The organism is Gordonia pseudamarae (assembly GCF_025273675.1).
Taxonomy (GTDB): Bacteria; Actinomycetota; Actinomycetes; order Mycobacteriales; family Mycobacteriaceae; genus Gordonia; species Gordonia pseudamarae.
The window spans coordinates 2,141,419-2,163,947 of sequence record NZ_CP045809.1; the positions used below are offsets into that span (position 1 = coordinate 2,141,419).

23 protein-coding genes are annotated in these 22,529 nt (G+C 67.1%); 18 read left to right on the forward strand and 5 right to left on the reverse strand.

Features of this window, described 5'->3' with window-relative positions; translation table 11 throughout:
* Nucleotides 1-30: 30 nt before the first annotated feature.
* Together GII31_RS09445 and truB are read left to right on the forward strand one after the other, a co-directional pair.
* Nucleotides 31-705 carry a 4'-phosphopantetheinyl transferase family protein gene (locus GII31_RS09445; protein WP_213250097.1) on the forward strand — a complete coding sequence of 225 codons (675 nt, stop codon included), beginning with the start codon at nucleotides 31-33 and terminating at the stop codon, nucleotides 703-705.
* A gap of 1 nt (nucleotide 706) precedes the next feature.
* Nucleotides 707-1,609 carry a tRNA pseudouridine(55) synthase TruB gene (gene truB / locus GII31_RS09450; protein ID WP_213248963.1) on the forward strand — a complete coding sequence of 301 codons (903 nt, stop codon included), beginning with the start codon at nucleotides 707-709 and terminating at the stop codon, nucleotides 1,607-1,609.
* Here truB and GII31_RS09455 read toward each other — a convergent pair.
* A complete protein-coding gene (locus tag GII31_RS09455) occupies nucleotides 1,574-2,098 on the reverse strand; it encodes a DUF7832 domain-containing protein (RefSeq protein ID WP_213248965.1) in 525 nt (174 codons plus the stop codon). The two genes, truB and GII31_RS09455, sit on opposite strands and share 36 nt — an antisense overlap.
* A 113-nt stretch (nucleotides 2,099-2,211) precedes the next feature.
* Between GII31_RS09455 and GII31_RS09460 the strand changes: the two genes are divergently transcribed.
* Nucleotides 2,212-2,862 carry a Type 1 glutamine amidotransferase-like domain-containing protein gene (locus tag GII31_RS09460; protein ID WP_213248967.1) on the forward strand — a complete coding sequence of 217 codons (651 nt, stop codon included), beginning with the start codon at nucleotides 2,212-2,214 and terminating at the stop codon, nucleotides 2,860-2,862.
* Nucleotides 2,863-2,927: 65 nt separating this feature from the next.
* Here GII31_RS09460 and GII31_RS09465 read toward each other — a convergent pair whose 3' ends face one another.
* Entirely contained in the window at nucleotides 2,928-3,266 is a 339-nt protein-coding gene (locus tag GII31_RS09465) for a type II toxin-antitoxin system PemK/MazF family toxin (protein ID WP_213248969.1), read from the reverse strand.
* 471 nt (nucleotides 3,267-3,737) lie between these two features.
* Nucleotides 3,738-4,460, reverse strand: a complete 723-nt coding sequence (locus GII31_RS09470; protein WP_213248977.1) for a metal-dependent transcriptional regulator — start codon at nucleotides 4,458-4,460, stop codon at nucleotides 3,738-3,740.
* A gap of 138 nt (nucleotides 4,461-4,598) precedes the next feature.
* Between GII31_RS09470 and GII31_RS09475 the strand changes: the two genes are divergently transcribed.
* The 3 genes from GII31_RS09475 to GII31_RS09485 all read left to right on the forward strand — a co-directional run bounded on the left by GII31_RS09475 (nucleotide 4,599) and on the right by GII31_RS09485 (nucleotide 8,781).
* The gene (locus GII31_RS09475) at nucleotides 4,599-5,567 is read left to right on the forward strand and encodes a bifunctional riboflavin kinase/FAD synthetase (RefSeq protein ID WP_213248979.1); all 969 of its coding nucleotides are present in this window, start codon (nucleotides 4,599-4,601) and stop codon (nucleotides 5,565-5,567) included.
* A gap of 145 nt (nucleotides 5,568-5,712) precedes the next feature.
* Entirely contained in the window at nucleotides 5,713-5,982 is a 270-nt protein-coding gene (gene rpsO / locus GII31_RS09480; RefSeq protein WP_213248981.1) for a 30S ribosomal protein S15, read from the forward strand.
* A 507-nt stretch (nucleotides 5,983-6,489) separates the two neighbouring features.
* A complete protein-coding gene (locus GII31_RS09485) occupies nucleotides 6,490-8,781 on the forward strand; it encodes a polyribonucleotide nucleotidyltransferase (protein WP_213248983.1) in 2,292 nt (763 codons plus the stop codon).
* Between the two features lie 93 nt (nucleotides 8,782-8,874).
* On the opposite strand, the gene GII31_RS09490 is transcribed toward GII31_RS09485, so the two are convergent.
* Nucleotides 8,875-9,012: a hypothetical protein gene (locus GII31_RS09490; RefSeq protein ID WP_213248985.1), complete on the reverse strand. Its 138-nt coding sequence runs from the start codon at nucleotides 9,010-9,012 to the stop codon at nucleotides 8,875-8,877.
* A gap of 194 nt (nucleotides 9,013-9,206) precedes the next feature.
* Here GII31_RS09490 and GII31_RS09495 point away from each other — a divergent pair, with 194 nt between their 5' ends.
* The 9 genes from GII31_RS09495 (at nucleotide 9,207) to GII31_RS09535 (ending at nucleotide 17,314) form a co-directional block, all read left to right on the forward strand.
* Nucleotides 9,207-10,649: a putative nucleotidyltransferase substrate binding domain-containing protein gene (locus GII31_RS09495; RefSeq protein ID WP_213248987.1), complete on the forward strand. Its 1,443-nt coding sequence runs from the start codon at nucleotides 9,207-9,209 to the stop codon at nucleotides 10,647-10,649.
* Between the two features lie 55 nt (nucleotides 10,650-10,704).
* Nucleotides 10,705-11,478, forward strand: a complete 774-nt coding sequence (locus tag GII31_RS09500) for an NRDE family protein (RefSeq protein ID WP_213248989.1) — start codon at nucleotides 10,705-10,707, stop codon at nucleotides 11,476-11,478.
* Between the two features lie 102 nt (nucleotides 11,479-11,580).
* Complete coding sequence (dapB, locus tag GII31_RS09505) at nucleotides 11,581-12,330, forward strand: 4-hydroxy-tetrahydrodipicolinate reductase (protein ID WP_213250098.1); 750 nt, start codon at nucleotides 11,581-11,583, stop codon at nucleotides 12,328-12,330.
* A 4-nt stretch (nucleotides 12,331-12,334) separates the two neighbouring features.
* Nucleotides 12,335-12,937 carry a hypothetical protein gene (locus tag GII31_RS09510; RefSeq protein WP_246222185.1) on the forward strand — a complete coding sequence of 201 codons (603 nt, stop codon included), beginning with the start codon at nucleotides 12,335-12,337 and terminating at the stop codon, nucleotides 12,935-12,937.
* 88 nt (nucleotides 12,938-13,025) lie between these two features.
* Complete coding sequence (locus GII31_RS09515; RefSeq protein ID WP_213248992.1) at nucleotides 13,026-13,493, forward strand: flavodoxin family protein; 468 nt, start codon at nucleotides 13,026-13,028, stop codon at nucleotides 13,491-13,493.
* Nucleotides 13,494-13,745: 252 nt separating this feature from the next.
* The gene (locus tag GII31_RS09520) at nucleotides 13,746-14,579 is read left to right on the forward strand and encodes a thymidylate synthase (protein WP_213250101.1); all 834 of its coding nucleotides are present in this window, start codon (nucleotides 13,746-13,748) and stop codon (nucleotides 14,577-14,579) included.
* Between the two features lie 2 nt (nucleotides 14,580-14,581).
* Nucleotides 14,582-15,076 carry a dihydrofolate reductase gene (locus tag GII31_RS09525; protein WP_213248994.1) on the forward strand — a complete coding sequence of 165 codons (495 nt, stop codon included), beginning with the start codon at nucleotides 14,582-14,584 and terminating at the stop codon, nucleotides 15,074-15,076.
* Between the two features lie 47 nt (nucleotides 15,077-15,123).
* Entirely contained in the window at nucleotides 15,124-16,398 is a 1,275-nt protein-coding gene (locus tag GII31_RS09530) for a winged helix-turn-helix domain-containing protein (RefSeq protein ID WP_407649937.1), read from the forward strand.
* 145 nt (nucleotides 16,399-16,543) lie between these two features.
* On the forward strand, nucleotides 16,544-17,314 hold the full coding sequence (locus GII31_RS09535; RefSeq protein WP_213248996.1) for an HAD-IIB family hydrolase: 771 nt from the start codon (nucleotides 16,544-16,546) through the stop codon (nucleotides 17,312-17,314).
* Here the strand turns inward: GII31_RS09535 and GII31_RS09540 are convergent.
* Nucleotides 17,298-18,395: a tyrosine-protein phosphatase gene (locus GII31_RS09540; protein ID WP_322974145.1), complete on the reverse strand. Its 1,098-nt coding sequence runs from the start codon at nucleotides 18,393-18,395 to the stop codon at nucleotides 17,298-17,300. The genes GII31_RS09535 and GII31_RS09540 overlap by 17 nt on opposite strands.
* Nucleotides 18,396-18,741: 346 nt before the next feature.
* On the opposite strand from GII31_RS09540, the gene thyX reads away from it, so the two are divergent.
* From thyX to GII31_RS09555, 3 genes are all read left to right on the forward strand, one after another.
* Nucleotides 18,742-19,494, forward strand: a complete 753-nt coding sequence (thyX, locus tag GII31_RS09545; RefSeq protein WP_213248998.1) for an FAD-dependent thymidylate synthase — start codon at nucleotides 18,742-18,744, stop codon at nucleotides 19,492-19,494.
* Nucleotides 19,495-19,666: 172 nt separating this feature from the next.
* Nucleotides 19,667-20,572, forward strand: a complete 906-nt coding sequence (gene dapA / locus GII31_RS09550; RefSeq protein WP_213249000.1) for a 4-hydroxy-tetrahydrodipicolinate synthase — start codon at nucleotides 19,667-19,669, stop codon at nucleotides 20,570-20,572.
* A complete protein-coding gene (locus GII31_RS09555) occupies nucleotides 20,572-22,467 on the forward strand; it encodes a ribonuclease J (protein WP_287383545.1) in 1,896 nt (631 codons plus the stop codon). The genes dapA and GII31_RS09555 overlap by 1 nt, the downstream gene beginning before the upstream one ends.
* Nucleotides 22,468-22,529 lie beyond the last annotated feature (62 nt).

The following is a 22,529-nucleotide window of genomic DNA, read 5'->3' on the forward strand; positions in this document are numbered from 1 at the left end:
CGGTCGGAGTTCCGTGGAGAGGATCTGGGTGTGATCGAGCAGGTTGTGCCGGCCGGTGTCGCGTCGGTGGAGACGTTCGCCGACCCGCCGGGTATCGCGCCGATGCCGGGGGAGGAGGCGATTATCGCCCGCGCCGTCGACAAGCGGCGCCGCGAGTTCATCACCGCCCGCGACTGTGCGCGCAGGGCGATGGCGCAGCTCGGTGTGGAACCCGCACCGATCCTGCGCTCGGCCACCGGGTCGCCGCAGGAGAAGGCCGCCCCGATCTGGCCGCAGGGCATCGTCGGCTCCATCACCCACACCGACGGCTACCGCGCGGCGGTGGTGGCCTACAAGCTCCAGATACGATCCTTGGGTATCGATGCCGAACCGCATGAGGCGCTGCCCGAGGGGGTGCTCGATCACACGAGCATCGCCGAGGAACGCGCTGTGCTCGCGACTCGGCCCGCAGGGCTGCACTGGGACCGCCTGCTGTTCTGCGCCAAGGAGGCCACGTTCAAGACGTGGTTCCCGCTCACCAAGCGCTGGCTCGGATTCGAGGATGCACACATCACCTTCGAGCAGACCGGTGAGGCCGGGGGCACGTTCGTGTCGAAGCTGCTGGTGGACGGTTCGGTGATCGACGGCGGTACGCCGCTCGCCTCGTTCGACGGCCTGTGGCGCGTCGAGCAGGGGTTCATCCTCACCTCGATCGCGCTGACCTGACATGGCCGATGTTTCCATCGAGAACGCCGGGCTGCTGATCGTCGACAAGGAGGCCGGGATCACCAGCCACGACGTGGTGTCCCGGTGCCGAAAGATCTTCAACACCCGACGAATCGGACATGCCGGCACCCTCGACCCGATGGCGACGGGGGTGCTGGTGATCGGTATCGAACGCGCCACCAAACTCCTCGGCCTGTTGTCGTTGACGACGAAGGCGTACGAGGCCACGATCCGGCTCGGCGCGTCCACCACCACCGACGACCGCGAGGGTGAGGTTCTCGAAACCGTCGACGCCTCAAGTGTTTCCGACGACGCGATCCGGGCGGGCGTGGCCGCGCTGACCGGCGACATCGAACAGGTGCCGGCCAAGGTGAGCGCCATCAAGGTCGACGGCCGGCGCGCCCACGCCCTGGTGCGCGGCGGCAAGGAATTCGATCTCGAAGCCCGCCCGGTGACGGTGTCCCGCTTCGACATTCACCACATTCGCCGCGACGACGAGGGTTTCGTGGACCTCGACGTGACCGTCGAATGCTCGGCCGGTACTTATATCCGTTCCCTGGCACGCGATCTCGGTGCCGCCCTCGGTGTCGGCGGGCACCTGACCGCGTTGCGCCGCACCGCGGTCGGCCCGTTCACGCTCGAACACGCCCAGCACCTGGACGAGGTCCGCGAGAACCCGCACGTCAGCCTCGACATCGACCAGGCCGTCAAACTGTCGTTCCCGCGCCGCGACATCGACGACGACGAAGCCGAATCCATCAGCCAGGGCCGCTGGCTCGAACCGATCGGCCGCAAGGACATCTACGTCGTCGTGGATCCCACCGACAAGGCCATCGCCCTCATCCAGGAGAAGGGCCGCCGCGCGAGCTCAGTGATGGTTGTCCGTCCGGCAACGCTGCGCTGACTCCGGCATGGCCTCCCGGACAGAATCGGCCTCCAGATCAGGAAGATTCCCGCCAACTCGTGTCGTGTATTCCCTGTCGAATACCGGTGCCACGGTATCGAACAGTTTCCACGAGTCCTCCGCGTGATACACACTCGGCAATCGTGAGATCTCCGGCAGAGCCTCGTAGGCGTGCATGCAGTCGTTGTATCTGGCCTCGGTAAAGCGATTGCCTTCGTCGGTCAGCATGGACGAGTCGATCTCGCCACAGCAGTAGTCGCCGAGGTACTGACCCGGGGTGACCAGCCGTTCGGTGAGCAGGTGAAAGGTGGTCACCGGACGCATTATCGGCGGCCCGCCGGGATTGTGGAAGGGAACGGCGTCGGCCACGAGTCCCCGAGAGTGGGCCCACGCGTAGTACATCCCGATATGGGTACCCGCCGCGGCAAGATCGTCGATACCCCAATCGTCGAGGGCGTCGCCGTGCCAGGACTGATCGTCGTAGGTCATTCGTCGATCATGACACCCGGCAACGACAGAGTCCCGGACCAACGCCACTGCCGTGTGGGCGCCCGCTGAGTAGGCTGGGCTCGGGACAACAGTTCGTAGGCAGGAGAGTGTGCGTGAAGGCATTGTTGTTGTCATGGGGTGCGGGAGCGGTTCCAGGATTCCTCGACCGGCACACCGGTAAAGCACCGGCGGACGTCCGGCTCGGCTACCTCAACGACGCAATGCTTCCTTTCGCCGGCCAGGACTTCGCCGGTACCGAGCATGGCCGCCTCGAACAGCTCGGATACCGGCCTCGTAGCATCACCGCGGGCGAGATCGGTTCGGCCGACGAATTGGCCACCATCCTCGACGAACTCGACGCGCTGTACGTCTGCGGCGGTGAGACCTTCGTTCTGCTGGGCAACCTGCGGCGGCACGGACTCGATGAGGTGCTCATCGACAAAGTTCGTCCTGGTGAAGGCACTTCGACGTCACTGCCCTACATCGGGCTGTCCGCGGGGGCGGTGATCGCGGGAACCAGCATCGAACCCGTGTCGCTCATGGATGATCCGGCAAGCGCACCAGACCTGACCGACTATCGCGGGCTGGGTTTCGTCGACACCGCGATAGTGCCCCACGCGGACAGCAAGATCGACCTCTTTCCGCCGACACTGTTCAGCGAGATTGATCGGACCTATTCACCCCGGCACCAGCTGACCTTCCTCAACGACGACCAGGCGATCCTGGTGGAGGGTACGCAGACAACAATCATCGAATCTCCCTGATCGTAGCGTCGACACTGCGCCTTACGCCGCCGGCGCGGAGCAGCACGCAAGATCCTGAGTGAATGTCATCGTCCTCCGGTCAGCAATGTCAGAATCTCGTGGACCTGATCGACGAGTTGTGTGGGGTAGGGGGTCGGATCCACGCGGGTGATACGGGTGACAGACATGGATTTGACCTGTTCACACATTGCAATCGTCGCGGTGGTAGCGGATGGGGTGAAGTTGACGTGAGTGGACCAGCTTCTGTCGGTGTGCGTCAGGGGAACGGCGATGACCAGACTTCGCGCCTGATGCAGCGGCGGCTCGGACAGGACGAGCCAGGGCCGGTGCTTGGCCTGCTCACGGCCGACGGTCGGGTCCATATTCGCCCAAACGACATCGCCACGGGCGGGAGTGCGGGTCACTCGCCTGCTTCGAAGCGGGTGATCGCATCGTCGGCATCGGCCGCGAAGGCGGCATCTGCCTCATTGAGCGTGTCTGAGGTACTCCTTGTCGACGGACTCGGATTCCAGAGCAGCCCAGAACCGCGCCCTACGCCGCTGGCGGAGCGTCTCTTCGATGAACTGGCCCTGAGTGAGGTGGTCAGCCCGCGCGGCGTCGCGCACGCGATCACGCACCTCACGAGGGACCTTGATAGTAGCCATCTCAGTCATACCGACAAGGTTACCGAGGGAGTTTGTCGGCGGTGCAACGTATGGTTTGACTCACCTAATCTGCCCGCGAAACACCCCTCGGTGCCTTACATAGGTTTGCCGGCAAATGATGTGCCCCGGGACGGATCAGGCGACGTTGCGTGGTCAGCCTTCGAAGTGTGTCTTTAGGTGGTGGACGTCCGGCCTGAGGTGATCGGAATCCCTGCGGGTTGGCTCGCTTCGTCATCTGGTGACGATGAAGATGGCTCGGGCGGCGATGTCGCCGAGGTCGACGGTGGCCCGGTCGTCGATGCTGACCGAGATGGTGCCGGCGAAGGGGCGCTTCTCGCGGATGGTGAGCACTGAATCGAGGGCTACGCCGACTTCGTCGAAGTAGCGGAGCATGTCGGGGTCGTCGTCGGAAATGCGTGCGACACGGCCGGATTGGCCGATGTCGAGGTCCGAGAGCAGGCAGGCGTCGGGGGTGGGGACCGAGCCGTCCATGCGGGGGATCGGATCGCCGTGCGGATCCCGTTCGGGGAAGCCGAGTTTCGCGTCAAGCCGGGCCAGCATGCGGTCGGAGACGGCATGTTCGAGAATCTCGGCCTCATCGTGGACTTCGTCCCAGCCGTAGCCGAGTTCACGCACCAGGAACGTTTCGAGCAGGCGGTGGCGGCGCACCATGTGAATGGCGGCGGTGCGGCCCTCCTCGGTGAGGGTGACCGCGCCGTAGCGTTCGTGGGACACCAGTCCCTGCTCGGCGAGTTTGCGGATCGCCTCGGACGCCGTCGACGCCGATACGCCCAGCGACTCGGCGAGCATCTTGGTGGTGACCTTCACCTCGGCCCACTCCTGGCTGGTCCAGATCACCTTCAGGTAGTCCTGCGTCACCGCCGACAGGTCGGCGACCGCACGCCCGGTGCCGGGGCCGGAGGGCCGCGCCGAGCGAACGCGCGAGTTGGGCATACCAGCCACTGTAAGGCATTCGGTTGAGATCCACGCGCGGCGACGGACGCCACGCCGTGGCGCCGTTCACGTCGCCGTCGCCGGCATGTGGGGTGTCCGTGGTGGTTGCAACGGCCGCGCGGTCGTAGGCTTGTGCGCGTGTTGCGTTGGAGAGGCTTGGAAGACATCCCCGCCGATTGGGGTCGCTGCGTGGTCACCATCGGCGTGTTCGACGGTGTCCACCGGGGACACGCTCAGCTGATCAATTCGGCGACGACGGCAGCCGAAGAGCGGGGCATCCCGTCGGTGCTGATGACGTTCGACCCGCATCCCACCGAGGTGGTGCGGCCCGGTGCCCACCCGCCGCAACTGACCACCCTGGCCCGCCGCGCCGAACTGGCCGAGGAACTGGGCATCGACGTGTTCTGTGTCATGCCGTTCACCCCTGAGCTGATGTCGCGCACTCCCAAGGATTTCGCGCACGAAGTACTTGTCGAGCACCTGCACGCCGCCGTCGTCGTCGTCGGCGACAACTTCACATTCGGGCGCAAAGCGGCCGGTGATGTCACCAAACTCGCCGACCTGGGCCAGCGGTTCGGATTCGAGGTGGAGGCGATATCGCTGTTCGGCGAGCACGCCGTCACCTACTCGTCCACCTACATCCGTTCGTGCGTGGCCGCCGGCGACGTGGAGAGCGCCGCAGAGGCGCTCGGCCGGCCGCACCGGGTCGAAGGGGTGATCGTGCACGGCGAGAAACGCGGCCGGGACCTCGGATTCCCCACCGCCAACGTCGCACCGCCGATGTACTCGGCCATCCCCGCCGACGGCGTGTACGCCGCCTGGTTCACCGTCCTGGGACAGTCACCGGTCATCGGGCAGGTCGAACCGGGGGAGCGCTACCAGGCAGCGGTCTCCGTCGGCACCAACCCGACGTTCTCCGGCCGGACCCGCACCGTCGAGGCATTCGTCCTGGACAAGACCGCCGACCTGTACGGCCAGCACGTCGCCGTCGACTTCGTCAGCCGCATCCGCGGCATGGAACCGTTCGCCAACGTCGACGACCTCATCGCCGAGATGAACCGTGACGTGGACAAGACCCGTGTCATCCTGGACGCCACCGACTCCTGATTTGGGGACGGCCCGGGTTCGCTGGTAGATTCGGCGGTCGGTGTTGCTGCGGTCCGCGGCGGCGCACCACCGGAAACGGGCACCCGGGTGGGTACCCGAGCGCCGGACATCATCGCGCGGTACTGCACCAACAGGGAGTATCCCCATGTCTTTGACTGCTGAGCAGAAGAAGGTCGTCCTGGCCGAGTACGGCCTGCACGAGACCGACACCGGTTCGCCGGAGGCGCAGGTCGCGCTGCTGACCAAGCGCATCACCGACCTCACCGAGCACCTCAAGCAGCACAAGCACGACCACCACAGCCGCCGCGGCCTGCTGCTGCTCGTCGGCCGCCGTCGTCGTCTGCTCAAGTACGTCGCCAAGGTCGACATCAACCGCTACCGTTCGCTCATCGAGCGTCTCGGTCTGCGTCGCTGACGTTCGCGCCCAATACCTCGCTTCGGCCGCCCCCGGTTTTTCCGGAGGCGGTCGAACCTGTTGTGGGGGTTGGGGACATCGGTGGGTCACCGGGTTTCGAGGCTCGTCGCCGGCGCTCCTCGCACCTCAACCGGCGGGGGAGGAGGCCCGCCCGGTTGCGAACCGGCAGGCGGCGCCGGTGTGAGGTGATAGGGTTGGAGTGGCTGTTGTCAAGATATATGCCGGATGAATACGGGAATCGTCGGTAGATCGGTCCTCGGTAGTGGCCGCCGGAACAAGGGTTCCGGCCGCTTCGATCGAAGGCCGTCTCCGCGGAACCGGACACAGACGACCGTGGCCGACGTATCTGATCCGCACCATGCCCTGACTCACCCGTGCCCGACGTGGCTCGCGCGCACCGTGTAGGTGCGCGGCGTGCCGTCGGGCCGTCCACAAGATCCGGCCCTGCCGGAGACATACCCGGCCGCGACCGCTGTGCGGCCGACACGAAGGGAATCCGCACCTCACATGACCGATGTGAACACCGACGTCGCCGAAGACTTCGACGACTCGATCACCGAAGCCACCGCCGTCATCGACAACGGCAGCTTCGGCACCCGTACCATCCGGTTCGAAACCGGACGTCTCGCCCTGCAGGCCGCCGGTTCGGTGGTCGCCTACCTCGACGACGAGACGATGCTGCTGTCCACCACCGCGGCCTCCAAGCAGCCGAAGGAGAACTTCGACTTCTTCCCGCTGACCGTCGACGTCGAAGAGCGTATGTACGCCGCCGGCCGTATCCCCGGCTCGTTCTTCCGCCGCGAGGGCCGTCCCTCCACCGACGCCATCCTCACCTGCCGGCTCATCGACCGGCCGCTGCGCCCGTCGTTCGTCGACGGCCTGCGCAACGAGATCCAGGTCGTTGTCACCGTCCTGAGCCTGAACCCGCAGGACCTGTACGACGTGCTCGCCATCAACGCGGCATCGGCATCGACCCAGATCGCCGGACTGCCGTTCTCGGGCCCCGTCGGCGGTGTCCGCGTCGCCCTCATCCCGACCGACGAGAACAAGGCCGGCCAGTGGGTCGCGTTCCCGACCGTCGAGCAGCTTGAAGGCGCCGTTTTCGACATGGTCGTCGCCGGCCGCATCGTCTCCGGTGAGGGCGCCGACGCCGACGTCGCCATCATGATGGTCGAGGCCGAGGCCACCGAGAACGTCATCGACATCGTCGCCGGTGGTGCGCAGGCACCCACCGAGGCCATCGTCGCCGAGGGCCTGGAAGCGGCCAAGCCGTTCATCGCCGCCCTGTGCGAGGCGCAGAAGTCCCTGGCTGCGGCATCGGCGAAGGAGACCGGCGAGTTCCCGCTGTTCCCGCCGTACGAGACCGACGCCTTCGACGCCGTCGCCGCCGCGGCCACCGACAAGCTGTCGCAGATCCTCACCATCGCCGCCAAGCACGAGCGCGAGGACGCGACCGACGACCTGAAGGTCGAGATCCTCGACCAGCTCGCCGGCCGGTTCGAGGGCCGCGAGAAGGAGATCGGTGCGGCGTTCCGCTCGCTCACCAAGAAGCTGGTGCGTCAGCGCATCCTCACCGACCACTTCCGCATCGACGGCCGTGGCATCACCGACATCCGGTCGCTGTCCGCCGAGGTCGCGGTGATCCCGCGCGCCCACGGTTCGGCACTGTTCGAGCGCGGCGAAACCCAGATCATGGGCGTCACCACCCTCGACATGGTGAAGATGGCCCAGCAGATCGACTCGCTCGGACCCGAAACGTCCAAGCGGTACATGCACCACTACAACTTCCCGCCGTACTCGACCGGTGAGACCGGTCGCGTCGGATCGCCCAAGCGTCGCGAGATCGGCCACGGCGCACTCGCCGAGCGGGCCCTGGTGCCGGTGTTGCCGAGCGTCGCGGACTTCCCCTACGCGATCCGTCAGGTGTCCGAGGCATTGGGCTCCAACGGTTCCACCTCGATGGGTTCGGTGTGCGCCTCGACCCTGTCGCTGCTGAACGCCGGTGTGCCGCTGCGCGCCCCGGTCGCCGGTATCGCGATGGGTCTGGTCTCCGATCAGGTCGACGGCGAAACCCGTTATGTCGCACTGACCGACATCCTCGGCGCCGAAGACGCGTTCGGCGACATGGACTTCAAGGTTGCCGGCACCAAGGATTTCGTGACCGCGCTGCAGCTGGACACCAAACTCGACGGCATCCCGTCGCACGTGCTCGCCGGTGCGCTCAGCCAGGCCAAGGACGCCCGGCTGACCATCCTCGACGTGATGGCCGAGGCCATCGACGAGCCCGACGAGATGAGCCGGTACGCGCCGCGGATCACCACCATCAAGATCCCCGTCGACAAGATCGGTGAGCTGATCGGCCCCAAGGGCAAGACGATCAACGGCATCACCGAGGAGACCGGCGCCAACATCTCCATCGAGGACGACGGCACCGTGTTTGTCGGCGCCGCCGACGGCCCGTCGGCGCAGGCCGCGATCGACCGGGTCAACGCCATCGCCAACCCGCAGCTGCCCAAGGTGGGCGAACGCTTCCTGGGCACTGTGGTCAAGACCACCGCGTTCGGCGCGTTCGTGTCGCTGCTCCCGGGCCGCGACGGTCTGGTGCACATCTCCAAGCTCGGCAAGGGCAAGCGCATCAACAAGGTGGAGGACGTGGTGAACGTCGGCTCCAAGTTGCGCGTGGAGATCGCCGACATCGACGAGCGCGGCAAGATCAGCCTCGTGCCGGTGGACGACGACAAGGTCAACGAGGCCAAGGCCGACGCGGAGAAGGCCGACGCGGAGAAGGCCAACGCCTGACCACGATCGCCTGACTGATCAGAACACGTGAATCGGCCCGCCATCCTCACCTGGATGGCGGGCCGATCTCGTTGTCGATGTTCGCGTATCTGCTCAGGAATTGCCCGGCCGATCGTTACCGGGACCGAGTGAACCGTTGCCGAGGGCGGTGGTGAGCAGCGTGGTGCTCTGCTGCATCCCGACCGTCAACTTGGCGAACCCGGTACGGACCTCTGTCTCGAGTCCGGTCACCCGGTCTTCGAGTCCAGTCAGTCGCCCCCCGTCGATTGTTCGTGTCCGTTCAGCCTAACGGCTTCCGGTCGCTGTCGCCGATAGTTATCCACAGGCGCGATCGGGGTAAGTAGCGGCCGTAGAATCACGGGGTGCCCCAGGTGACTCCGCAGACGCCGACCCCGGACCCACGTTCGCGCGGGTGGGAGACCGGCATGACCGGCAGCAAACTGACGGTGCCGCACCGGGTCGGCGAGACACCGACCGGCGCGATCGGCGCGCTCATCTCCGGTGAGCCGCTGATGGTGCCCGCGTCGATGTCGGTCCGTGATGCCGCGACGGTGATGACCGAACGCGGTTTCGCGGCTCTGGTCGTCGCCCTGGGCGAGGAGTTCGGGGTGCTGACGGACGTCGGGATCAGGGTCGACGTGGTGGTGACCGGTGTTGATCCGCGGACCCCGGTCGGCGAGGTCGTCGGACCTCGGGTACCGGCGGTGCCCGCCGAGACTCCGGTGGCGGCCGTCCTCGCGCTCGTCCTCGAAAACGACCTGACGTGTGTGCCGGTGGTCGACGGTGCGGGCACTCTGCTCGGCGCGGTGACCGCAGCCGACCTGCTGTCGGCACCGGCCGGTCCGAGCCTGACCCTCCGCCGGCAAATCGATGTCGCCACAACAGCGTCGGCGTTGCAGCACCACGCCCAGCGAATCCCGTTCTTCGTGGCCGACCTGGTCCGCCGGGGCCAGGCCGCGCACGAGGTCAGCGCGATCGCCTCGCTGCTCAGCGATGCGGTGGTGCGGCGGGCATTGGATCTGGTGAGCGACAGGGACGGCCTCGATCGGTCCGCGATCCGGTGGTTGTCGTTGGGCAGCAACGCCCGCCGCGATGCCGTACTCAGCTCCGATGTCGACTCGGCGGTCGCTTTCGCCGACGATGTCTCCGACGCCGACATCGCCCGGTTCCGGCAGGCGTGCGCCGAAGTGATCGGCATCGCCGGAGGCGGTGGACTGGCCATCGACCGCAATGGCGTCGTCGCCTCCAAACCCTGGTTCTCGCGTCGGCGCGGCGAGTGGCACGAGGCCGCACAGACGTGGATGGACTCACCACTGCGGGACGAGGCCATTGTGTACACCTCGCTACTGCTCGATTCCCGGCCCATCTGGGGGTCCGGCGGCACGGGGATGGAGATGGTGCTCGACGGGCTGCGCACGCGCCGCAGCACCATGGGCTTGCTGCTGGCCGAGGCGTTGACCACCAAAGCGCGCCTGCGCACGATGCGAGATGTGCTCTCCGGGAAGGGCGGCACTTTCGATATCAAGGAGTACGCTCTGGCGCCGCTCACCGACATCGCGCGCTGGGTGGCGCTGTTCGTCGGCTCCGACGAGCGCGATACCCGGTCGCGTCTGCGGGCGGCCGCGGGCAGTGTCGTATTGCCGGGTGATCAGGCGTCCACGCTGATCGAGGTGTTCGAGGTGCTGCAACGGGTGCGGCTGAACTATCAGGTGGCGCAATTCGACCAAGGCGACAAGGTGACGGACCTGCTGGAGATGAAACGATTGTCGCCGTTGGAACGCAGTCTGGTGGCGCAGGCCGTCCGTGAGATCGCCGGCACCCAGCGCAGGCTCGACAATCTCGGGCAGAATCTACCGCTCGTCGACTGACCCGGCGGTGATGAGAGGGGTCGGCCCCGGGCCGACTCGAAAGGCGTGGTGACAAATGTGTTTGATTGTGTTCGCGGTCAACGTGATCGACGGCTACCCGCTGGTGGTGGCCGCCAACCGCGACGAGTTCTACTTCCGTGGGAGCGAACCCATCCACCGGTGGGCCGATGCGCCGATCATCGCCGGTCGTGATGCGGTGGCCGGCGGCACCTGGATGGGGGTCAGTACCGAGGTTCCGGGACGATTCGCCGCCGTCACCAATGTGCGTGACGGTGAGCCGGTGCCCCAGCCGGACAAGCGATCCCGGGGCGCGTTGCCCGTCGACTTCCTAACCTCCGGGATATCTCCGGCCGATGAGGCGCGACGCCTCGCCGACACCGCCGACGCCTACGCACCGGTCAATCTCCTTGTTTCCGACGGTGATTCATTGTGGTGGGCGGCAAACAGACCCGAGGTCGCCGCGCAACGGGTCACCGACGGGGTGCATGGGCTTTCCAATGGCGCACTGGACAATTCGTGGCCCAAGGTCACCCGGACCGTTGATTCGGTGGCCGGTATGCTGAATACTGTTGCGCCTCAATCGGATACCGTTGACGAGGCGCTGTTCGCGATCCTCGCCGACGACCGGCCCGCACCGGATGAATCGCTGCCCGACACCGGCGTCGGCCTCGACCGGGAACGGGACCTGTCGCCCGCATTCATCCGCATCCCCGGTTACGGCACCCGGACCAGTTCGGTGCTGTGGATGCGGGCCGACGGGCACGGCGTGCTCACCGAACGACGGTTCGACGAGGGTCGCTACCTCGACCAGTCGGTAATCGAGTGGTAGGCGATCGAGCGATAGTCGGCGCGGGCGCGGACAGCAGCTGTTGTAGGCGAACGTAGACTTGTTGCCGGTAACCGGATCGGTGGCAAAGGTGAGGGAGTGGCAGTGAGCGGAATCAACGTCGGCGTGCTCGGCAGCAACGGCAAAGTCGGGCAGGCGATCGTGGCGGCCGTCGAAGCATCCGACGACCTGACCTACAGTACCGGCGTCGACAAGGACGATGCGCTCACCGCATTCACCGACACCCGGACATCGGTGGTTGTCGACTTCACCCATCCCGACGTGGTCATGGGCAACCTGGAGTTCCTGATCAACCACGGTATCCACGCCGTCGTCGGTACCACCGGCTTCTCCACCGAACGCCTGGACACCGTACGTGGCTGGCTCGCCGACAATCCTGGCGTCGGGGTGCTCATCGCCCCCAACTTCGCGATCGGGGCCGTGCTGTCGATGCGGTTCGCGCAGCAGGCGGCCCGATTCTACGAGTCGGTCGAGGTCATCGAGCTGCACCATCCGCACAAGGCCGACGCGCCGTCGGGTACCGCCTACCGCACCGCCGAACTCATCGGAGCGGCCCGCGCCGACGCCGGTCTGGCCCCGTGCCCGGACGCGACGACGCAGGAACTCGAGGGTGCGCGCGGTGCGGATGTGTCGGGGGTGCGGGTGCATTCGGTGCGTCTGGCCGGGCTCGTCGCACATCAGGAGGTGCTGCTGGGCACCCAGGGAGAGACGTTGACCATCCGGCACGACTCGCTCGATCGGTCGTCGTTCGCGCCGGGTGTGCTCCTCGGTGTGCGCAACGTCGCCGCGCATCCGGGGCTGACCGTCGGCCTCGAACACTTCATGGACCTGTAAGGCGATGGCCCCAGAAGGCAGCGGCAGCACAGAAGGCACCGGCAACGCAGAAGGCACCGGCAACACAGAAGGCACGGGCAGTACCGAGAACGTCGGCAACGCCGAGAACCCCGGAGGCGCAGGCGATGTCGGTAAGCGGCGCGAGCGGGACGCCCGTCCGATCGTCTGGATCATCGGGTTCCTGGTCGTCGCGTTGTTCGTGTACTTCGCGATGCTCGGGTGGCGTGGTTTCGGGCTGATCGCCACCGGTGAGGTCGCCGGTATCGGTCTGGGCGTCGGGGTGATCCTGCTGCCGATCATCGGCGTATGGCTGGTGTATTCGACGCTGCGCGCCGGTATCGAACACCAGCAACTCGCCCGTGCCATCAAGGACGACGGTCGCGAACTCGACATCTCGCACCTGCCCATCCGCCCGTCGGGACGTCTCGAACGCGACGCCGCCGACGAGCTGTTCGCGCAGGTCAAGGCCGAATGGGAAGCCGACCCCGAGGACTGGCGCAACACCTACCGCATCGCCCGCGCCTACGACTACGCCGGCGACCGCACCCGTGCCCGCGAGATGATGAAACGGGCTGTCGGGCAGTACCACCACGTACAGGGCCGGTGAGTTCCCGGCAACCGGCTCACCGGCGGAGGGGAAGGCAGCATGATCGAGCAACGGCAGATTCTCGCCGGTACCGGGGCGGGCACCTCCGATGGCTGACGGCAGGCGACGACTGCTGATCGTTCACCACACCCCCTCGCCGCACTGTCAGGCGATGTTCGAGGCGGTCATCAGCGGTGCGACCGACCCCGAGATCGAAGGTGTCGACGTCGTTCGTCGTGCCGCCCTGTCCGTTGCCGCAACCGACTTCCTCGACGCCGACGGGTACGTACTCGGAAGCCCCGCCAACCTCGGCTACATCTCCGGCGCGCTCAAGCACGCCTTCGACTGTTCGTACTATCAGATCCTCGATTCGACGCGCGGCCGCCCATACGGGCTGTACCTACACGCCAACGAGGGAGCCGAGGGGGCCGAGCGCGCTGTCGCGGCGATCACGACCGGCCTGGGTTGGACGAAGGCCGCCGACAACGTCGTCGCGTCGAACAAGCCGGACAAGGCGGACCTCGAACGGTGCTGGGAACTGGGCGCTTCCATCGCCGCCGGGCTCATGGAGCAGTGACCCCGGAACATCGGATGAGCGGATCGCCGGACATCGAGCGACCTTCTGGCGGGCCGTGATCTCGTCCGGGGACCGCGGCCGGGCCAACTCGAAGACTGTCGGCGGTTCTCCCCACTCCTGACCACCCAGCCGGGACAACGGTTTCAGTTCGGCGATGACCGGGCGGCCGCCAGGGACCATGGCCGAATCGTTACAGCGGGCCTGCGTAAACTTGCGCTGGTGAGTGCAGGGCGAACGGATCGATGGGACGAAGTGACGGGCAATTACGCGACGAGCGCCGCGTCGGGCGTCATTCCCACGCCGTACGAGGACCTGCTGCGGCTGGTGCTGGCCCACGGCACACCGAAGGCCGACCGCACCGGGACCGGTACCCGCAGCGTCTTCGGACATCAGCTGCGGTATGACCTATCGGCCGGATTTCCACTGATCACCACCAAGAAGGTGCACCTGAAGTCGATCATCTACGAGTTGCTGTGGTTCCTGCGCGGCGACTCGAACATCGGCTGGCTGCACGAGCACGGGGTGACCATCTGGGACGAGTGGGCCGACGACTTCGGTGAACTGGGGCCGATCTACGGCGCGCAGTGGCGGGCGTGGCCCACACCGTCGGGAGAGCACATCGACCAGATTTCCGTGGCGCTGGACATGCTGCGAACCGACCCCGATTCGCGGCGCAACATCGTGTCGGCGTGGAACGTGGGGGAGATCCCCCAGATGGCGTTGCCACCGTGCCACGCCTTCTTCCAGTTTTACGTGGCCGACGGAAAGTTGTCGTGCCAGCTGTACCAGCGCAGCGCGGACCTGTTTCTGGGCGTCCCGTTCAACATCGCCTCCTACGCGCTGCTGACCCACATGATGGCGGCGCAGGCGGGCCTGGACGTCGGCGAATTCATCTGGACCGGGGGCGACTGCCACATCTACGACAACCATGTCGAGCAGGTCACCAGGCAGCTGTCGCGGGAGCCCTACCCGTACCCCAGACTGTTGCTGCGGAAACGTGATTCGCTGTTCTCCTATGAGTACGACGATATCGAGGTCGTCGGCTATCAATCCCATCCCGGCATCGCCGCGCCCGTGGCCGTCTGACCGTGATTCAGCTTGTCTGGGCGCAGGACCGCAACGGGGCGATCGGCCGCGCCAACACCATCCCGTGGCGGGTGCCCGAGGACATGCGGCGGTTCCGCGAACTCACCGGCACATCTCCGGTGATCATGGGGCGGCGCACCTGGGAGTCGTTGCCGGCGGCGTTCCGGCCGCTGCCGGGGCGGCGCAACATCGTCATCAGCCGCAATCCCGCGCTGGACGCGGACGGTGCCGAGGTGGTCGGGTCCGTCGACGAGGCGTACGAGTTGACCGGTGCGCGTGATGACGCGACGACGGTGTCGGTGATGGGCGGGGAGCAGATCTACCGGGCCTCGATCGGCGGGGCCGACGAACTCCGCGTGACCGAACTCGACCTTGAGGTCGAGAACCCGGACGCCTTCGCTCCCGGGATCGACGACACCTGGCAGGTCGCCGATCGTGGTGAGTGGCTCACATCCTCGACAGGGACGAGGTACCGGTTCGTCGACTACCGCCGGTAGCCGGAGGCCCGACCGACTAGCGTGGGCGGTATGGAAAGTATGTGCGAATGGCCGGCGGGGTGGGGGACCCGGTGACGGGGGACTCGCTGTCGGCGCCGCAGGCCCGCCGGATCGCGCTTGCCGCGCAGGGATTCGTCGACAAACGACCCGTCTCGGTGCCGACGATGACGCATCTGAAGCGGGTTCTGGGACGTACCCGGCTCATCCAGATGGATTCGGTGAATGTGGTGGTGCGCGCACACTATCTGCCGATGTTCGCCCGGCTCGGACCGTACGACCGGCGACTGCTCGCGCGGGCGGCGTGGCAGCCGATCGGCAAACGACGATTTCTCGCCGAGTACTGGGCGCATGAGGCGGCGCTCATCCCGGTGGACGATTGGCCGTTGTTCGGTTGGCGCATGGACGAATTCGCCGGCGGGCGGTGGAAGTACACCCGCGAGGTGATGGCTCGCAACACGCGACTGGCCGACGACGTGGTGGCCGTCATCGACGAACTCGGACCGAGCATGCCACGCACTATCGAGTCCGCTCTGGGGATCGTGCGCGGCCGGGGCAAGACCGGCAGCTGGTGGGAGCGCGGCGAGGTCAAACACGTCTGCGAGGCGCTGTTCGCCGCAGGACGGCTGTCGGCGGTACGGGACGAGAACTTCTCACGCTTCTACGACCGCAGCGAACGCGTCGTCGGACCCGGCGTGGCGGGCGAGCGCATCGCCAGGGACGACGCGCAACGGCTGCTGGTGGCGCGGGCGGCGGCGGCCCTGGGGGTGGGCACCGTCACCGACATCGCCGACTACTACCGGATGACCCGCACCGACACCCAGCGCGCACTCGACGAGGCCGTCGACGAGGGGACGATCACCCAGGTGAGCGTCGACGGCTGGGACGCGCCGGCCTACCTGGCCGCCGGTGTGCGCACACCGCGCTCGGTGACCATGTCGGCGATCCTCTCACCCTTCGACCCGCTGGTGTTCTTCCGGCCGCGGGCGTTGCGGCTCTTCGACTTCCACTACCGCATCGAGATCTACACCCCCGCGCACAAGCGCGTCCACGGCTACTACGTGCACCCGTACCTGCTGGGCGACGACATCGTCGCGCGTGTGGACCTGAAAGCCGATCGCGCGGCGAGTGTGCTGCGGGTGCCCGCCGCACACCTGGAACCCGGCAGACCCGGCGCGGTGGTCGCCGAACGGCTCGCGGCCGATCTGACGACGATGGCGCACTGGCTGGGTCTGGACGCGGTGCGGGTGGGTCCGGCAGGTGACCTCGCGGCCCGATTGTCGCGGGCCGTTGGCCGGCGGCCTCCCAGTCGCCCAGTCCGCTGACACCTGCGCCGGGTGCGATCTTGCGCACAACGGGCGCATTCGATCAGGTGCGGTACACCGCGGCGACCGCGACACCACGTAGTGTGCTCGCACAGCGATGCACGCGCTACGCACAACGGACCGAGAAAGAACAGGTGCGAACTCGATGGCTGTGGAACATGACGGGAACACATACCGACTGGTGATGTTCGACCTCGACGACACGCTGGCACCATCCAAGAGTCCGCTGCCCGACGAGATGGCGACCCAGTTGCGCAGGCTCCTCGACCGCGGCCTGGTGTGCATCATCTCCGGCGGTCAGTTCGGCCAGTTCGACACGCAGGTGCTCAGCCGGATCGGCGACGATCCCAACGCCGCGAACCTGCACCTGATGCCCACCTGCGGCACCCAGTACGTCCGCCTGGGCGACTCCGGTTGGGAAACGGTGTACGCCGAGTACCTGTCCGACGAGGAGAAGTCGCGCACCCTCGCGGTCCTGGAGACCGGAGCCAAGACGCTGGGCCTGTGGGAGGACCGGCCATGGGGGCCGATCCTGGAGGATCGGGGATCGCAGATCACCTACAGCGCGCTCGGTCAGTCGGCCCCCGTCGACGCCAAGGCCGCATGGGACCCCGACGGTGCCAAGAAGGAATCATTGCGCGCCTACGCCGCCGAACGGTTGCCCGACCTGGAGGTCCGCAGCGGCGGATCGACATCGGTCGACATCACCCGCAAAGGCATCGACAAAGCGTACGGCGCCCGACGCCTGATGGAGATCCTGGGCCTGGCCACCGCCGACATCCTGTTCTACGGTGACCGGCTCGACGAGGGCGGCAATGACCGGCCCGTCGCCGACCTCGGCATCACCTCCATCGCGGTCGAGGGGTGGCGCGACACCTACGCGAAACTCGACGAACTGCTCAGCGCAGCAGGTTAGCGCGCAGCGTGTTCATGTCCGTGGTGGTCAGACCGAGTCCCTTGCGCAGGTAGCCGTCGAGGCTGCCGTACTTGCTGTCGGCGGCGGCGAACGAGGTGCGCAGCCATTCGATGCGCACCCCGTTGAGCGGGTCGCTCGGGGAGGCGTGGCGGTAGGTGTTGCTGGCCAGGTAGTCGCGTTCGATGGTCGCCCGGTCCACCCCGAGGATGCTCAGCAGCAGTGCCGACGTCCAGCCGGTGCGATCCTTGCCCGCACTGCAATGGAAGAGCACCGAGTTGCCGGCCGAGGTGGTGTTCTTGATGTCGAGTAGCGTCTTGCGGAACGCGGCCCGCGCCGTCGGTGCTGTGACGAACGCCCGATACGCCGACGGCAGATCGATCAGGTTGGTGATCGGTGTCTGCCCGAGGACGTCGTAGTTCTTGCGGGTGGCGCCCGGGATCGCCCGGCTCGGCTGCACCGTGCTCTCGATCTGGGTGCGCAGGTCGACGATCGAGGTCAGCTTCAGGGACCGCAGTGTGCGGATATCGGCCGCGGTCAGCTTCGACAGGTTGTCGCTGCGGATCACCGCCGGCGAGATGTGTTTGCCCGAGGTCGTGGTGTACGCGGCGAAAGTTCGGGTGTTCTCGGCGCCGGCGAGCCGGATGACGCTCGGCGTCGCCACCGCGGGTGCGTCGGTGGTGGACGAACCGGTGTCCGCCGGAGCGGCCGTGGCAACACCCGGCTGTCCCGCGGTCGCGGGTGCCAGGGCGATGACCGACACCGCGGCGACACCGGTGAAGATCCGCATCGGGCGGGAGAGGGAACGGGTTGTCATTGCGGGGTTTCCTTTCGGTCGAGCGAACGGGACGGTCTTACGAATGGGGTCGGTTACCGGGGTGACACGGGTGGATCCGTTGCGGACCCGGAATGACCTGGCATGATACTGTCCGGTCCGACGCTGGTTCTTGTCGTGCAGGAAGTACCGGTCCATCTGGGCCGCCGCCGCGGTGACCGTGAAGACCCCGTAGCCGTGCGCGTCGAGGTCGGTCCACTTGATGTGCCCGTTGAGCGCGGTGAGCGCAGGTGGGATCGCGGTGCTCACCGTGTGCTCGGGCATGTTGGGGATCTCGCCGAAACGCGGTCGGCTCGGGATGCGCCGAAAATCGGGGGCTGAGTGGGCACGTCGATCATCATGCGCCATGGCGGCCCTGAGCGTGTGCGTCTGGTCACCTTCACCTGGGAAAGTCGGTTCGACGAAACGCGGTTATCGGACAAATTTCGCCGTCGATTCACCCCTCCGACACCCTCGCACGGGGTGTGCGGGCCTGATCGGCGGGCCTGACGATGGCGGGCGGAGGTGTTAAGGGACAATCGAGGCGTTCGCCCCGCGAACGACTGCGCCACGGGCGCGGCGAGACGGGTGCACAGGTATCGACGAAGGAGGCGGTGTGTCCGAACTGGTGCCGTTGAAGGTCCAGATGGTGGCGGCGACCGAGTTCACCGCGCCACCGGACATACCGTGGAGCACCGACGCCGACGGCGGCGAGGCACTGGTCGAGTTCGCCGGCCGCGCCTGCTATGAAAGCTGGGACAAGCCCAACCCACGCACCGCCACCAACGCCGGCTACCTGCGACACATCCTCGAAGTCGGCCACCTGTCGCTGCTCGAGCACGCCTCGGTGACCTTCTACATCACCGGGATCTCCCGCTCGTGCACGCACGAACTGATCCGGCACCGGCACTTCTCGTATTCGCAGCTGTCGCAGCGGTTCGTGCCCGAACACGATTCCAACGTGGTCGCACCGCCCGCGATCAAGGGGGACCAGGCGCTCGAAGAGCTGTTCATCCGTGCCACCGATGCCAGCCGCGAGGCCTACATCGAACTGCTCGACGCGCTGGAAGCGAAGTTCGCGGACGTGCCCAACGCGATCCTGCGCCGCAAGCAGGCCCGGCAGGCCGCCCGTTCGGTGCTGCCCAACGCCACCGAGACCCGCATCGTGGTGACCGGGAACTACCGCGCCTGGCGGCATTTCATCGGAATGCGGGCCACCGAGCACGCCGACGTGGAGATCCGGCAGCTGGCCGTCGAATGCCTGCGCCGGCTGATGCGGATCGCGCCCACGGTCTTCGGTGATTTCGAGATCGGCACGCTCGCCGACGGCACCGAGGTGGCCACCTCGCCGTATGTCCTCGAAGGCTGATCGCCGGCGTCCTCGAAGGCTGATCACCGGCGGCTCGAACGCCTCGCCCGTCCACCCGGCGGTGCGGGTGCGGCGAGCGGCCCGCACCCCGCCGACCCCTGTGTGACATTCCCCGCCCGCTCCGGTATGCCCCGGCGCGGGTTCGATCCCAGAGAAGGTAGCCTTGACCACCATGAACGCAGCCGAGCAGCAGCCCAACGCGCACCCTTTCGGGACGAATGTGGTGGCGATGGTGACACCTTTCCGCGCCGACGGAACTCTCGATCTCGACAAGGCGGCGGAACTGGCCGACCACCTGGTCGCCAAGGGCTGTGACGGGCTGGTCCTGTCCGGCACCACCGGTGAGTCGCCGACCACCCAGCCCGCCGAGAAACTGGAGGTGTTGCGCGCGGTGCTCGACGCCGTCGGCGACCGCTGCCGCATCACCCACGGCGTGGGAACCTACGACACCGCCGAGAGTGTCGAGTTCGCGATCGCGGGTGCCGAAGCGGGTGCGCACGGGTTGCTCGTGGTCACCCCCTACTACTCCAAACCCCCGCAGGCGGGTCTGCTGGCGCATTTCCGGGCGGTGGCCGACGCCACCGATCTGCCGGTGTTGCTCTACGACATTCCGCCGCGCTCCGTGGTCCCGATCGCCGAACCCACCATCAGGGCACTGGCCGAACATCCGCGGATCGTCGGCGTCAAGGACGCCAAGGGTGATCTGGCCTCGGGGGCGGCGATCATCGCCTCCACCGGTTTGGAATATCTGTCCGGCGACGACGGCCTGAACCTGCCGTGGCTGTCGATGGGCGCCACCGGATTTGTCAGTGTCATCGGACATCTCGTCGCCGACCGGCTCCGCGAGATGCGGCTCGCGTTCGAGAAGGGCGATGTGGTGGCCGCGCGTGAGATCAACAACTCGGTCGCGCCGCTGGTCGGGGCGATGAGCAGACTGGGTGGTGTCACGATGGTCAAGGCCTCGTTGCGCCTGTTGGGTCTGGACGTGGGCGATCCACGGTTGCCGCAGGTGCCCGCCGACGCGGCGCAACTCGACGAACTCGCCCAGGACCTCGCAGCGGCAGGATTGCTGAGCTGATGACGACACCACCCCGGCGCAGGCGCAGCGCCTCACGACAGGCTGGACCGCCGAGTCCCGGTTCGGTCGCCGAGAACACCACCCGGGCCGCCCGCCAGGAGGCGGACCCGCAGCCGCCCGAATCCGGTGCCGGCGGCCACGGCAGACATGAGCGGGGCAGCGGCGCGCAGCCGCAGGCCCAGACCCAGTCCCAGACCACCCAGACCGCACCCGACCGGATGGGTCCGCCGCCCAAGCTGCGGCGCGGCGGACTGCGGGTCGTCGCGCTCGGCGGTATCGGCGAGGTCGGCCGCAATATGACCGTTTTCGAGTACGACGGCCGGCTGCTCATCGTCGACTGCGGTGTGCTGTTCCCCGAGGACGCGCAACCCGGCGTCGACCTGATCCTGCCCGACTTCCGGTACATCGAGGACCGCATCGACGACGTCGAGGCGGTGATCCTCACCCACGGCCACGAGGACCACATCGGCGCCGTGCCGTTCCTGCTGCGCCTGCGCGGCGACATCCCGGTCGTGGGTTCCACGTTCACACTCGCGTTGCTGGAGGCCAAGTGCCGCGAGCATCGGCAGCGGCCCACGCTGGTGCGGGTCACCGAGGGCGAACGGACCCAGCACGGGCCGTTCGATTGTGAGTACTTCGCGGTCAACCACTCCATTCCCGACGCTATCGCCGTCGCGATTCGCACCGAGGCCGGTCTGACACTGCACACCGGCGACATCAAGCTCGACCAGCTGCCGCTCGACGGCCGCCTCACCGACCTCGCCGGATTCAGCCGTCTCGGCGACGAGGGCGTCGACCTGTTCCTGGTGGACTCCACCAACGCCGAGGTGCCGGGTTTCGTCACCCCCGAACGTCAGATCGGCGGCGTGCTCGATCAGGTCATCGGCAAGGCCAGACAGCGGGTCATCGTGGCCTCGTTCGCCAGCCACGTGCACCGCATCCAGCAGATCATCGACGTGGCGCACGCCCACAACCGGCGCGTCACGTTCGTCGGCCGGTCGATGGTCCGCAACATGCAGATCGCCCAGGACCTCGGTTACCTGTCGGTGCCCGACGGGGTGGTTGTCGATATCGACACCGCCGCCACACTGCCCGACCACCGGGTGGTGCTGATCTCCACCGGGTCGCAGGGTGAGCCGCTGTCGGCGCTGTCGCGGATGGCACGCGGGGAACACCGCCAGATCAACATCCGCGCCGACGACCTGGTGGTGCTGGCATCCTCCCTCATCCCGGGCAACGAGAACTCGGTGTTCGCGGTGGTCAACGGTCTGGCCAAGCGCGGCGCCACGGTCATCACCCAGCAGTCGGCGAAGGTGCACGTGTCCGGGCACGCCTCGGCCGGTGAACTGCTGTACCTGTACAACGCGGTGCGGCCGAGCAACGTGATGCCGGTGCACGGCGAGTGGCGGCATCTGCGCGCCAACGGCGACCTGGCCATCGCCACCGGTGTCGCACCGGGGCGGGTGGCACTGGCCGAGGACGGCGTGGTGGTCGACCTGGTCGACGGACAGGCCACCATCACCGGTCGCGTGCCGGTGGGCTACGTGTACGTCGACGGCCTGTCGGTGGGCGATGTGGGTGAGTCGACGTTGTCGGAGCGTCTGGTGCTCGGTGAGGGCGGTTTCATCGCGATCACCGTGGCCGTCGATCCCGAGACCGGACGCGCGGTCAGCCCGCCGGAGATCTCCGGCCGTGGTTTCTCCGACGATCCGGCCGCCCTCAAGGACGCCGCCGATCTGGTCGGCAAGGCGCTGGACACGCTGTACGCCGAGGGCGTCACCGACACGCACCGCATCGCGCAGACCATCCGCCGAACCGTCGGCCGCTGGGTGTCGGAGAAGTATCGTCGCCGGCCGATGATCGTGCCGACCGTTCTGGCGGTCCGCGGCAACTGACCGTCGCGGTCTGAGCCCACACCCGACTGAGCCCACACCCGACTGAACCCACACCCGACTGA